Below are 12,808 nucleotides of genomic sequence, written 5' to 3'. Positions count from 1 at the left end.
CCCTGTCGGCTCTTCCTGGCTGAACCAGATCGAGATCTGGTTCGGGGTCATCACCCGGCAGTCGATCCGTCGCGGCACGTTTTCCAGCGTCAACGTCCTGGTCAAACAGATCCGCGACTACATCGACTCCTGGAACCAGAACCCGAAACCATTCACCTGGACCGCAACGACCGGCGAGATCCTCGCGAAGGTCCGGCTCGTCGCGACCAGCGTGAAGAAGCTTGTCAACAACAACTCGAACTGACACGAACCGGATCACGAGACACTAGCGGCCGTTCGATGCTTCGCTCTCGGGATGCCGGTGGTACCACCGGCATCACTGCTCAGCGCCAGCCCCGCCGGCAGAGCACCAGCGGTGGCCTCCTACCGGATCACCGGAGTGCTGGCGGTGACCTTGAGCTCGTATAACTGATCCATGTGAGCCTCTGGCGAGCGATCTAAGTAGGAGTGGATCTACGGGCACTTGAGCGTATAGTTCATATCCTTCTCGCTGAGGGTGATGGCGAGACCTCCGCGGGCCCCGAGGCCCGGTGCGCAGGGCGGTGCATCGGCTTGCTGGCCGAGAGGATGGCCTCAAGCCTGACCCAGAGTGCATGCCGACTCTGCGCACGTCAAGACATGGATAGCATCTATCTGTTGGTATGGTTCCGATCTAACGGGCATGCGAGGGCTGACGACAGACTCGGGATCAGGTCGGCATCGTCCCGGTTCGCCTACTCACGCCCGGCGTTGGCAGGCGCGCTGCCGTGATCCGCACACGGGCCGCTCCGCAACGCCGAAGAGATGTACGTGGGAAGAGACTTCCTGCCGGGAGCGTGCTCGTACCCGGGACTCCGCGGTTGTGCATTGCGAGGGGTACTACCGGCCGCGTTCGGGCCGCTTCCGGCAGGACGTGCTCGTTCTGCCGGTGAACTCCATGAGCAGGTCTTGCTCAGCCAGACCGACGGTCATTGAAGGGAAGGGCCCCGGCGCAGGGGACGCGCGCTGTGCGCGGCCTGCCGCCGGGGCCCTCCGGGTCAGCCGCAGGTGACCTTCGCGTCCGCCCAGTCCGCGTGGTCGTAGCTGATGCCGTCGCCGCCGTCCGCCACCTCAAGGGTGAGGACGTCGACCCCGGTCACGTCCGCCGTCACGGGTTGCGCGGCGTCCGTGCCGCGCAGGGTGCCGGTCGTCGCCAGCTCCGTGTCGTCGCCGAGGACCCGGAAGCTCACCGAGCCCTGGTCGCCGACCTCGTCGTCCACGCCGGCCTGCGCGGTGAAGGTGGTGCACGCGCCGCCGAGGTAGACCGTCACCCGGGACGGGGCGTGGGCGCCGAGGCCCTTGGCGTACGTCGTGCCGCCGATGGTCAGCGGCGCGCCGTCGCCGGCGCCGTCTTCGCCGACGCTGGTGTCGACCTCGACCGGGCCCCAGCCGTTCTCCGCCGTGAGCAGGTGCAGGTCGCCGACGTGCGCCTCGCCCTGCGGCACCGGCGGGGCGACCAGCACCCGCACCGCCTGCTCGACGTGCACCGCCGGCTCCGAAGGACCGGCCCCCGGCGCGCGGTACTCGGCGACGACCGGCACGTCCGCGTACCCCGGCGCCGCGTCGGCGGGCACCGTCACCGTCCAACTGCCGGACAGCTCCTGCCCCGGCCGCAGCGCCGGCCGCGCCACGCCGTCGCCCGCCGCCGTCCAGCCGGCCCGCGGCCGGGCGGCGAGGGTGACGTCCCGCAGCGTCGCCGACTCCCCGTCCGCGGCGGCGAAGGCGCCGGTGACCTCGATCTCGTCGCCGGGCTCGGCGGTGGCCGTCCGCGGGGTGATCGCCAGTGCGGTCGCCGGTGTCGTACGTACCGGCTCGTCGCACGTCGTACGGCCCTTCCCGGCGGGGCAGACCAGCGCCACGAAGCCGCCGTTCTCCGCCACCGGCACCGTCAGCCGCGCGTCGCCGCCGACCGTGCGGGCCTCCCGGGCCAGCCCGTCCGCGCCGTCAGTCACCAGCTCCACCAGCAGCCGGTCGCCGGCATCCGCGCCGAGCCGGCCGAGGTCCACCTCGGCGTCCCCGGCCGCGCCCGCGTGGATCCCGCCGACGAACCACCGCTCGCCGGCGCGCCGCGCCAGCACCGCGTCGTCGCCGGGCCGCCCGCCGAGGTAGCGGGTCTCGTCCCACACCGTGGGCAGTTGGTCGAGCACCCGCTCGGCCTCGGGCAGCGCGGCGTACGTCTCCGGGCTGTCGGCGGGGTGCTGCAGCCCGGACTCGTACACGACGGGCAGCGCCAGCTCGTGCGCGTCGCTGTGGGTTCTGTTGGTCATGGAGAAGGTCGCGGGCGTGACGTCGGCGGAGCCGACGACGTTCCGGGTGAACGGCAGCATCGTGTTGTACGTGGGCGTGAGCGGCTGGTCGAAGGAGTAGTACTCGTGCCCGCGCACCGCCTCGTACGTCATCAGGTGCGGCCAGGTGCGCTGGAGGCCCTTCGGCAGCGTCGCGCCGTGGAAGTTGACGAGCAGCTCGTGCTCGGCGGTGGCGGCGAGCACGTCCTCGTACCAGGCGTGCCTGCCGACGCCCTCGGGCTCGCCGCCGCCGTTGTTCATGAAGTCGACCTTGACGCCCTTGACGCCCCAGTCGTTCAGCTCGCCGAAGACGGTGTCCATCTCCTCGGGGGTGTCGACCTCCCACCAGCGGAACCACAGCAGGATGTCGACGCCCCGGGCGCGCGCGTACCGCACCAGCTCCGGCACCCACTCGCGGCTCCAGCCCTCGTCGACGAGCGCATACTCCCAGCCGTGCGCGGCGGCGTAGTCGACGTAGTCCTTCTGCCGCTCGAAGTCCCGCGGGCTGTCGTGCTCGACGAGCCAGGACCAGGAGACCGTGCCGGGGCGGACCCAGGAGGTGTCGGAGAACTCGGCGTCCGGCGCGAGGTCGGTGACGAGCGTCGACTCCGTGACCGTCGCCAGGTCGCCGACGATCGCGGTACGCCACGGGGTGGCCAGCTCGCCGCGCGAGACAGGCCCCGATTGCCCCTCCTCGGCGAGCACCACGTCGTACGCGCCGCTCCCGGCGGCGTGCGCGAGCTTGCTGCCGGGGTACGCGGAGTCCATGCCGGACTCGGTGAGCAGCACGTACTCGTCGGCGGCGACCTCGAAGAGCGCGGGGTAGCCGTAGTCGTCGGCGGGGGCGCCGCCGGCGGTGGTCTCGGCGCGTACCTCCTCGTACCAGGAGGTGTGCGGCAGCAGCCACGCGGGCGCGTCGGCGGGCAGACGGTAGCCGCTGGCCTCGCCGGTGACGACGGTGCCCGCCGAGTCCGGCAGTTCGTAGCGGAACGCGACGCCGTCGGCGGCGACGCGGACGACGAGGTCCATGCGGACGCCGCCGTCGCCGCGCAGCGCGAAGCGGGACTGGGTCATGGGGGAGTCCACGCGACGCTGCTTGCCGGTGGTCATCTCGTACCGCTCGTCGACCCGGCGGTCCTCGCGGCCGAGGACTTCCAGCCCGCGGGTCAGGTCGGCGTCCTGCGTGCGCAGGCCGAGGGGGGAGTCGGGCAGGACGGGGTCCGCGCCGCGGCGGACGGTGAGCGTGAGGGCGCCGGTGGAGTCGTCGCGTACGACGTCGGCGGTGAGTTGTTCCTGTGTGGTTTCGGGTGCGGCCACGGTCCAGACATCGGAGGTCGTGGCCGTGCGGGTCGGGGATTCGGGGGCGGGCGTCGCCGCGGCGGGCGACAGCCAGGCGGTGGCCAGGACGGTGAACGCGGTCAGCATAGTGCCGGCCGGCCGCCGTCCCAGCGGGCCGAGGATGGGCACGGGCGCTCCTTACACATCGGATGAGCAGGAGGAACCGATGAACTGACGTGTTGTACTCTGTTCGTTCGCGTCTGGTTGAGTTAATTCTTGTGAGGCGGGGCTGTCAAGAGTCCTCGCCGGGGGCGGCAGGTGTGTGGCTCTCCTCGCCGCCGCCGGGCCGGTTCTCCTCTACGAGATGGCGGCTGACCTCCGCCGACGCCAGCCCCAGCCCGCCCAGCGTGATCTCGTCCCACGCCTGGAGCCGGCGCGTACTCCGGTCGAGATAGAGCACGGAGGCCGACACCTCCTCCGGTACGTCCTCCTCCACCGCGCGCAGCCCGCCGCCGCCCGCCGAGCCCTCGACCATCAGCCGCGTACCGTCCGCCAGGTCGTGCTGCTTGCGGTGGTGGCGGTGGCCGCCGAGCGCCAGCGGCACAAGACCGTCGACCTCCTCCAGCGCCACCGGGTTGTGCGCGATGGCCACGTCCGCGGGACGGCCCCGGTCCCGCAGCCCGGCGAGCGCTGCGGCCAGCCGCTCGCCGGCCGCCGTCTCGGCGGGGTCGCCGGCCGCGGCGACCGAGCGGTCCGGGGTGAACTGCGGATCCCCGATGCCCGCGATCCGTACGCCCGCCACCACCACCGACTCGCCGTCGTCCACGACCCGCGCGTTCTTCTGGCGCTCGACGGCGGCCTGGGTGGTGAGCGAGTCGTGGTTGCCGCGGACCCACACGTACGGGACGCCGAGGGTGGCGATCGGGTCGAGGTAGACGTTCTCGGCGGCCGTGCCGTGGTCCATCGTGTCGCCGGTGTCGATGACGGCGTCCAGCTCGTACTGCTCGACGAGGGAGCGGATGATGCCCCAGGCGGCGGGGTTGAGGTGCATGTCGGACACGTGCAGGAAGCGGACGGTGGAGGGGTCCGGCTGGTACGCGGGCAGGGTGGAGGCGGCGTCGTACAGCTTGCTGACGTTGGTGACCAGGCGGGCCAGCTCCTGCTGGTAGACGTCGAACTCCGTGACGATGCTGCGCGCGTCGCCGATCACGCTGGGCGCGCTGGACAGCAGCCCGGAGTACTTCGGCTCCAGCACGGACTTCGGGTTCCACGTCGCGAAGGCCGTGGCGCCGGAGGCGGCGAGCAGCGCGAGCGCCAGCCCGCCGGCGGCGAGCGCGCGGCGCGGCGTGCGGTAGACGGCGAGGCCGAGCGCGACGGCGCCGACGAGGGCGGCGGAGCTGGAGCGTACGCCCAGGCCGAGGGTGCTGCGGCGGATGTCGGCGGCGACCTCCTCCGCCAGCCCGGAGAACTCCTCGGGGTGTGTGACGAGCGCGCGGGAGCGGTCGGGGTCGAGCCGGTCGACCTCCACGTCGAGGCGGAGAGGGGCGTCGTGGCTGTCCATGTCGATGGCGCCGAGGGGCGAGACGCGGATCCGGGTGTCGCCGGTCACGGACGGCGTGAGCGCCATCCGGGTGTCCATGGGCCCGACGGACGTCTCGACCCCGCCGACGACGAGCAGCCCGAGCCCGGCGCCCACGACGGTGACGGCGGCGAGACCGAGGGCGCGGGCGTAGGGGTGGGGCCGGTGGGCGAGGGACGGCTCGACCCCCGACCGGCGCGGCGGGTGCGGCCCCGGCCCCCGGCGCGCCCGGCGCCACCACCGCGCCCGCCCCGCCAGCCGGCGGACGGCGGCGGGGAAGCGGCGGACACGGGCGGGAGCGCGGCGCAGCCGCTCGAACAGGGCGCGGGCGGGGGAGACCGCAAAAGGCACTTCGCGGGCCATTCGCAACGTATGCCCGGTGTGGCGCGCCAGTATTCAGCGGCCTGGCGCAGAATGGGCCATGTGCTGGACATGCCGAACGAGGAGTTCGAGGAACTGGTCGCGCAGGCGCTCGACCGGATCCCGGCGGAGCTGACCCGGCTGATGGACAACGTCGCGGTCTTCGTCGAACCCGAGCCGCCGCCGGACGACCCGGGCCTGCTCGGCCTCTACGAGGGCACGCCCCTGACGGAGCGCGGCGAGTGGTACGCGGGAGTGCTGCCGGACCGGATCACGATCTACCGCGGACCGACCCTGCGGATGTGCGAGTCGCGGGAGGACGTGGTGGCGGAGACGGAGATCACGGTGGTGCACGAAATCGCACACCACTTCGGCATCGACGACGAACGGCTGCACGCGCTGGGGTACGGCTGAGGGGGCGTCCAGACCCCGGCCTCCTCCTCGTCCCGGAACGCAGCCGTTGTCCTGGCTGAAGGTCCCGTTTTCCACTAATCTCCACCCACCACATCGAGCACCCGTTCCCGGTCGGGAGGGCATCCATGGGGAAGATGCGTGTATGAGGACTTAGGCTTCGAGGAACTCCTTAAGGCGGACGGTTTCTTCGCACGCCTGTGAGGACGGTCGCCGTCGGGTGTCGTCTGCAAGCCGTTGTACGGCCCCGATCTGCCCGTGGTGCTGCTCACCGGCGGCCCGGGGATGGGCAAGGGGCGGCTACTGCGGGCGGTGCACGACCGTTTCGCCCGCCAGGTGCCGGTGATCCGTCTGAACTGCGCCTCACCGGTGTACGCGGACCGGGCTGGGCCGGAGCCCAGTGCCCGCTCGGCAGAGTCCGAGGCCCTGGTCGAGGCCGCCCTGCTGCTGCACACGAACGGGCGGCGGGTTCACCTTTCCGCGGTTCTTCGCGGGCCTGGCGGTGATCGAACTGGCCGCCTGGACCAAGCAGTGGAAGGAGACCCACGACCGCGAGCCCACTGCGAACGAACTCCCCCAGTACGACGCCGAGCAGGCGCCCAGCCTCGCGGACGTCCGCCAAGAGTGGTCGAAACTCCAGTCGGTGCACCGGGTGCGGGGCACGAGCGGCCTGATCTGCCTGACCAGCGGCGGGAATCCGTACGACAAGCCGGTCGCGGTGGTCGAACTGAACCCGGGCCAGGGCATGCGCGGGACTCTGAAGTTCGTCGGCCTGGGCTGGCCGACGGGCAAGGAACAGCCGAAGAACTGCGTGATCTCGAGCGGCACTTCCTGAGACAGCTGCCCCCGCTGGGGTCAGGCGGAGGGGAGTTGGGGGGAGGAGGCGCCGCCTCCGGTGCCGCTGGCTGTGCCGGACGTGCCGTCCTTGTCGTCGCTGGGCGTCTGGGTCGGGGTCGGGGTGGGCGTGGGGGCGGGCGTCGGGGAGGAGGCCGACCGGGTCGGCGTCGGGGTCGGTGGCCGGGGGCGGGGGCGCGGGGTGCTGGGCTGCGGGGTGTCCGCGGAGTCGCCGGGGCCGCTCGCGTCGGAGGGCTCGTCGGCGCCGGGGGCCGGTGTCGCCGGGCCGGCCGCGCCGCCGCCGGGGCTGGCCGTGGGGGAGGGGTCCTTGCCGTCGCCGTCCCGCTCGTCGGCGGCGCCCCCGCCGCCGCCCGCCTCGTCGGCGCCGGTGCCGCCGGCCGCGGCGGACGGTGCGTCGTTGACCCGTACGCCGCCGTCGGGCTCGGTGCCGCTGCGCCCGGAGCCGTGGCCGGGGGCGCCGGGCCGGCCGTCGCCGGAGACGGTCATGCACCCGCTGACCGCCAGCACCGCCAGCGTGGCGGCTGAGACCCTCAGGGCGGCACGGGCTGTCGGCTCAGGCATGGGGAGCCCCTTTCAGGACGCGTCGTACGGCTCAACTCCCCAGCGCCCACGGAGGACACGGGGCGCGTCGCGGGGCGCACCGACGGGCGCGTACCCGATGCGCACGCCCTCGGACGCCACCCCGCGAGCCGTGCCCGCGGAACTGATTTGCCACCGGGCCCACCGGGTGCGTACTCTGGTAGATCGTTTGATCCCATTTGCCCGGCGCCCCACCGAAGCGCGCCGTGTGTGGCGCGTTCCCTTCCCTGCCGTGGCAGACCGCAAGAGGCGGTCCTTGTACATCCGCCGCGGAGTCGTGGCGCGTGCCGACGACTGCGGAAGGCTTTACTCGTTCATGTCTGAAACCCCGGTACTCAACCCTGCCCTCGACGCGGCGGAGACCCCGCTGACGCCCGAGGCGACCCCCGAGGTGACGGAGGTCACGGAGACCCCCGAGACCCCCGAGACCCCTGAAGCCCCCGAGCCCGCCGCGCCGACGTTCGGCGACCTCGGCCTGCCCCGCGCGGTCGTGGCCAAGCTCGCGGACTACGGCGTCACCACCCCGTTCCCGATCCAGGCCGCCACCATCCCCGACGCCCTCGCCGGCCGCGACGTCCTCGGCCGCGGCCGTACCGGCTCCGGCAAGACCCTCTCCTTCGGTCTGCCGCTGCTCGCGACCCTCGCCGGCGGCCACACCGACCCCAAGCGCCCCCGCGGCCTGATCCTCACCCCGACGCGCGAGCTGGCCATGCAGGTCGCCGACGCGCTCCAGCCGTACGGAGACGTGCTGCGGCTGTCGATGAAGGTCGTCTGCGGCGGTACGTCCATGGGCCGCCAGATCGGCGCGCTGGAGCGCGGCGTCGATGTGCTCGTCGCCACCCCCGGCCGGCTGCGCGACGTCATCGACCGCGGCGCCTGCTCCCTGGACCGGGTGCAGATCGCCGTCCTCGACGAGGCCGACCAGATGGCCGACCTGGGCTTCCTGCCCGAGGTCACCGAACTGCTCGACCAGGTGCCGCCCGGCGGGCAGCGGATGCTGTTCTCCGCGACGCTGGACAAGGGCGTCGGCACGCTCGTCGAGCGCTACCTCGTCGACCCCGTCAGCCACGAGGTGGACCCGTCGGCGGGCGCGGTGACGACGATGACGCACCACGTGTTCGTCGTGAAGCCGCGCGACAAGGCGCCGGTCACGGCCGCCATCGCGGCGCGCAAGGGCCGCACCATCGTCTTCGTGCGCACCCAGCTCGGCGCCGACCGCGTCGCCGACCAGCTCCGCGAGACCGGCGTGCGCGCCGCGGCGCTGCACGGCGGCATGACGCAGGGCGCGCGGACGCACACGCTGGCGGACTTCAAGGACGGCCGGGTGCACGCGCTGGTGGCGACGGACGTCGCCGCGCGGGGCATCCACGTCGACGGCATCGACCTGGTGCTGAACGTCGACCCGGCCGGCGACCACAAGGACTACCTGCACCGCGCGGGCCGCACCGCGCGCGCCGGCGAGTCCGGCACCGTCGTCTCCCTCGCCCTGCCGCACCAGCGCCGCACGGTCTTCCGCCTGCTGGAGGACGCGGCGGTGGACGCCTCGCGGCACATCATCAGCGGGCGCGGCGCGTTCGACCCCGATGTGGCACGGATCACGGGGGCGCGGTCGATCGACGAGGTGCAGGCGGAGTCGGCGGCCCTGGCGGCGACGGCGGCGGAGCGGGACGTGACGCAGCTTGAGGCCCAGTTGGAACGGGCCCGCAAGCACGCGGCGGACCTGCGCGCGGAGGCGACGCGGCTGGCGACGCGCGCGGGCGTGACCCCGCAGCCGGCGGAGCCGGCAGCCGCAGAGGACACCGCACCGGCGGAGCCCGCACAGGAGGACGGCCCGTACGCGGACCACACCGACCGCACGGACCGGGCCAGCGGCTCCGACCGCGCGTACCAGCGCACGGCGACGCGGCACGACCGCAGGGAGCAGCGCTTCCGGGCCTTCGACAGGTCGGGAGAGGCGCGCCGCAACGACCGCGAGCCCAGGGACTACCGGGACAACCGGGACTACCGGACGGACCGCAGGGACGACCGCTCGTACGACCGCCGTGACGACCGCTCCTATGACCGCCGTGACGACCGTCGCGACGACCGCCGTGACGACCGTTCCTACGACCGCCGCGGCGACCGCCCCTACGGCACCCGGGAGCCCCGCTCGTACGACCGCCGCGACACCCGCCGCGACGACCGGGGCACCCGCCCGTACGACCGCGGCACCCGCTCCTACCCCCGCCGCGACGACCGCGGCGCCGCCCGCCCCTACGACCGCGACAACCGCCGCCCCTACGAGCGCCGCGACTCCGACCGCTCCCGCTTCGGCGGCGACCGCCCGGCCGGCCGCGAGCGCCGCGACGCCCGCCCGTACGGCCACGACCGCCGCACCTCGGACGACCGCCGCACGGACAAGCCCCGCTGGAAGCGGCAGGACCGCAACAACCGCAAGGGCTGACCGCCCCGAACCCCGCCGGGCCCGCTCCGCCATGGAGGGGGCCCGCGCGCGTCAGCGGATATCCGCTCGGGAGCACTCGCAGGTCCGGGCTATGCTGGCCGGGCGGGCCGCTAGCTCAATTGGCAGAGCACCGGACTTTTAATCCGTTGGTTGTGGGTTCGAGTCCCACGCGGCCTACTTGATCGGCAACGTCCCTATGGGCGTTGACCAGCACGGGAGCGTCCGGAGCGGCCTACGCCGAGCCGGGCGCTTCGTCGTCCTCGTCCTCTTGCGTGAGCGATGGGTGGAGGGCTGTGTCGCCGGCGCCCTTCCGGGCCCGCGGAACGACGGCCGCGATCTTCTCGGCCACCGCCGGCGGTACACGTGAACGAGCGCCCCCTGTGCTGGCCGCCTGGCCGGGGCAGGCGGCCTTTCGTCGTGCCCTCAGCCCAGGGCTTCGATCGCGCGGAGGATCAACGCGCGCGCCTCGGCCCCGTATACCGCGAGCTGGCGCAACTGCTCGAATCCCTTGAGGTACTGGGCCACCTCGGACGGCTGGGTGACCGTCACCCGGGCAGTCAGCAGCTCCACGGCCACCAGGGTGTCGTCGTAGACGTGGAACGCTTCCAGCGGGCGGATAGGCCGCTCCGGCAGCCCCGTCGGGATGATGCCGAGCGACACGGCCGGCAGGGCACCCACCGTCAGCAGATGGCCGAGCTGGGCGGCCATCGCCTCTGAATCGCCCATCCGGTAGTGCAGCGCCGCCTCCTCGATGAGCAGCACGATGCGTCGGCCTGGTTCGTAGATGACGCGGGAGCGCTCCACCCGGGCGACGGCAGCCGCGGCTGAGTCGTCCGGTGCTCCGTGGAAGGCGGCGATGGTGCGCAGCAGGCCGGCCGCGTAGCCCTCGGTCTGCACGAGCCCGGGGATGATCCGCGCCGAGTAGATGCGGAACACTCGGGTGGACTGGAACAACTGCCCGTAGGACTCCTGCAGTTGCCGCATGCCGGTGCGGACCTTGCGCCGCCACTCCGTGTACATCGACTCGGCGTTCCGGGAAGCGGCGACCAGGTCCGCGGCCTGGTCCTGCGCACCGCACGCCTCGCACCAGGCCCGTATGTCGGCGACCGAGGGCGCGGTGCGGGCGTTCTCGATGCGGGAAGTCTTCGCGGAGTGCCAGCCACACCGGTCGGCCAGCTCAACGATCGTCAGCCCTGCGTCCTGTCGCAACTCCCGCAGGCGCCTGCCGACGGCTTCGCGAGCGGCCTGCGCCGAGGACGACGGGGATGCGGGCATGGGCTGACCGGTCCGGTGCTCTCTGCTAGCGGATCTCGTAGTCGTCGTGCGGGACGGCACGCTCCCACACGGCTTCGAAGGCGGACGTGCACAGCTTGACCGCCGAGGGGCCATCGTCGAGGGCGTGCCCGACGAGGTTGCCGTCGCCGTTGAAGAACCCGAAGCGGACCAGCTTGTCGTCGAAGACCCAGAAGTCGTTACCGGGGAGCGCCAGGTCCGATGCGTGCTGCCGGGGGAGCCAGCGCACCTGCTCGCCGGCGGCGACGTTGGTGAAGGTGCCGTCGTACAGGTAGCGGGTGTAGGCGCTGACCGGTTCGGAGACGATGGGCGCTCTGCGGATCTCGACGCCGCGGGCGGCCGTCTGCTGGATCAACTCCAGCCAGGGCCGCCACCATGACGCTCGGTCTGCAGGGTGGCGCCGGAAGCCCGCCTTCCAGGCCGCGAACGAATCCCTCTCGCTGTCGACCGCGTACACGTCGCGCATCTCCAGGTGCACAGCAGACTGCTGAGTGCCTGCGATCAGCTCACTGATCGGCGGCGGGACGTTCGAGGTCATCGCATGCCTTCCTGATGGTGCTCACCATGCGCGCGGGGATCCGGACGATCGTCTCGTGCGACGGCACACCCGGAGCGTGTCCGGCGGCCGTGCCGGCTTCCTGGTAGACCCGCGCCTCTTCCTCCGGGGCGGCGGTCCAGCCCTGGAGCAGAAGCTCCTGCTTGTCCGTGTCGATCCACACGGTCGGGCTGTCTCCGTCCTCGGTCTTGGGATCGATCCCGACGAAGATTAACGGCATCTCAGCCTCCTGTGATCTGTGTATGCAGCCGTTTGCGCCACCGCCCCGCCGCTGCGGCTCGCGGTCAAGAGCGCGTGTCGGCCAGGGCCAGCACGACGAAGCTCGCGTGCAAATCGCTGCATATTCGTAGCGAGAGACGCCCCCGCGTTGCGCCCGGACCGCCGCATCGCACTGGCCAAGCAGATGTACGGCCACGACGTACTGCACACCGGCACCTTCGCCCTCGACGACGGCGAGCTGATGAAGCAGGCCCTCCAACTCGTCCGCTGAACGCCCGCCGCCGGCACGGCGGGCGTTCCCCATCAGCCCCCCGGGGCGCGGCCCGGGGCGCCCGACAACCCCGCCCACCCGGGGTCGTAGCCCCTGGGCGGGCGGGGCCCTGAACGCCCGCGTATGGCGCCGTGGCGGCGACCGCGCGCCTCCCGACCACAGGAAGGACGGGCGCGGGCAGAGCGACGCCGGGAGCAGATGCACACGCTCCCGGGGCCGTTCCATGCGCGCGGTGGGTGACGTGCGGGCGGGGGAGTGGGGGAATGGAGTTCGAGCAGGTCACCGCCCGTGCGGACCAGAGGGCTTGCGTGAGCGGTGCGTGAACGGAGGTCCCGGTGCCAGCCGGAATAGCCGGAGTGGCCCGGAGCGTAGAAGTCTCTGACGCGTAAATAGGAGCAGGTCAGGATGGGTGTGGGCAGGGCCGGATGCCCGGTGGCTGTGATAGGCCAGCGGGTGTCTGGTGCTGCTGATCAGGCTGTGCTCTCCCTCGGGTTGAGGGTGACGGTGTAGCCGAGCTGGTTGAGCTGGGTGATCGCTCGGCGGGTGGCGCGTTCGGGGTCGCGGCGGGTGAAGTAGGTGCCGCCGAGTTCGTGGTAGGCGGTGTTGTCGGTGAGCATGTGCCAGATCGCGGTGGTGATCGAGTGCTCGACTGCGACCAGGG

General features: G+C 72.5%; 10 protein-coding genes, 1 tRNA gene and 2 pseudogenes. 6 read left to right on the top strand and 7 right to left on the bottom strand.

Translation table 11 applies throughout. The features are described 5' to 3' along the window. Positions 1-244: pseudogene (locus B124_RS35980) on the top strand (IS630 family transposase); the annotation flags it as partial. Positions 245-1,016: 772 nt separating this feature from the next. On the opposite strand, the gene B124_RS35975 reads toward B124_RS35980, so the two are convergent. Continuing rightward, on the bottom strand, positions 1,017-3,770 hold the full coding sequence (locus B124_RS35975) for an NPCBM/NEW2 domain-containing protein (protein WP_496507231.1): 2,754 nt from the start codon (positions 3,768-3,770) through the stop codon (positions 1,017-1,019). Between the two features lie 103 nt (positions 3,771-3,873). Continuing rightward, the gene (locus tag B124_RS35970; protein WP_496507230.1) at positions 3,874-5,523 is read right to left on the bottom strand and encodes a metallophosphoesterase family protein; all 1,650 of its coding nucleotides are present in this window, start codon (positions 5,521-5,523) and stop codon (positions 3,874-3,876) included. A gap of 60 nt (positions 5,524-5,583) precedes the next feature. Between B124_RS35970 and B124_RS35965 the strand changes: the two genes are divergently transcribed. Both B124_RS35965 and B124_RS35960 read left to right on the top strand, forming a co-directional pair. Further along, positions 5,584-5,934, top strand: a complete 351-nt coding sequence (locus tag B124_RS35965) for a metallopeptidase family protein (protein WP_281622999.1) — start codon at positions 5,584-5,586, stop codon at positions 5,932-5,934. 499 nt (positions 5,935-6,433) lie between these two features. Then, positions 6,434-6,766 carry a hypothetical protein gene (locus B124_RS35960; protein WP_496507229.1) on the top strand — a complete coding sequence of 111 codons (333 nt, stop codon included), beginning with the start codon at positions 6,434-6,436 and terminating at the stop codon, positions 6,764-6,766. A 20-nt stretch (positions 6,767-6,786) separates the two neighbouring features. Here B124_RS35960 and B124_RS35955 read toward each other — a convergent pair whose 3' ends face one another. Continuing rightward, on the bottom strand, positions 6,787-7,347 hold the full coding sequence (locus B124_RS35955; RefSeq protein WP_496507228.1) for a hypothetical protein: 561 nt from the start codon (positions 7,345-7,347) through the stop codon (positions 6,787-6,789). Between the two features lie 334 nt (positions 7,348-7,681). Here B124_RS35955 and B124_RS35950 point away from each other — a divergent pair, with 334 nt between their 5' ends. Further along, positions 7,682-9,808, top strand: coding sequence for a DEAD/DEAH box helicase (locus B124_RS35950; RefSeq protein WP_496507227.1), 2,127 nt, complete (start codon positions 7,682-7,684; stop codon positions 9,806-9,808). 104 nt (positions 9,809-9,912) lie between these two features. Continuing rightward, a tRNA-Lys gene (locus tag B124_RS35945) sits at positions 9,913-9,985 on the top strand. A gap of 246 nt (positions 9,986-10,231) precedes the next feature. Here B124_RS35945 and B124_RS35940 read toward each other — a convergent pair. Genes B124_RS35940 through B124_RS35930 form a run of 3 tightly spaced genes read right to left on the bottom strand, consistent with a single transcriptional unit; the run spans position 10,232 to position 11,877 of the window. Next, the gene (locus B124_RS35940; RefSeq protein ID WP_496507226.1) at positions 10,232-11,083 is read right to left on the bottom strand and encodes a helix-turn-helix domain-containing protein; all 852 of its coding nucleotides are present in this window, start codon (positions 11,081-11,083) and stop codon (positions 10,232-10,234) included. Positions 11,084-11,108: 25 nt separating this feature from the next. Next, entirely contained in the window at positions 11,109-11,639 is a 531-nt protein-coding gene (locus B124_RS35935) for a DUF6879 family protein (RefSeq protein WP_496507225.1), read from the bottom strand. Continuing rightward, complete coding sequence (locus B124_RS35930; RefSeq protein WP_496507224.1) at positions 11,608-11,877, bottom strand: hypothetical protein; 270 nt, start codon at positions 11,875-11,877, stop codon at positions 11,608-11,610. The genes B124_RS35935 and B124_RS35930 overlap by 32 nt, the downstream gene beginning before the upstream one ends. 147 nt (positions 11,878-12,024) lie before the next feature. Between B124_RS35930 and B124_RS35925 the strand changes: the two genes are divergently transcribed. Further along, on the top strand, positions 12,025-12,147 hold the full coding sequence (locus B124_RS35925) for a hypothetical protein (protein WP_496507223.1): 123 nt from the start codon (positions 12,025-12,027) through the stop codon (positions 12,145-12,147). 470 nt (positions 12,148-12,617) lie between these two features. Here the strand turns inward: B124_RS35925 and B124_RS35920 are convergent. Then, a pseudogene (locus B124_RS35920) lies at positions 12,618-12,808 on the bottom strand (IS110 family transposase); the annotation flags it as partial.

The organism is Streptomyces sp. CNP082 (assembly GCF_059570535.1).
The sequence above is the reverse complement of the archived record's forward strand: the minus strand, read 5'-3'. Positions and strand labels throughout refer to the sequence as shown.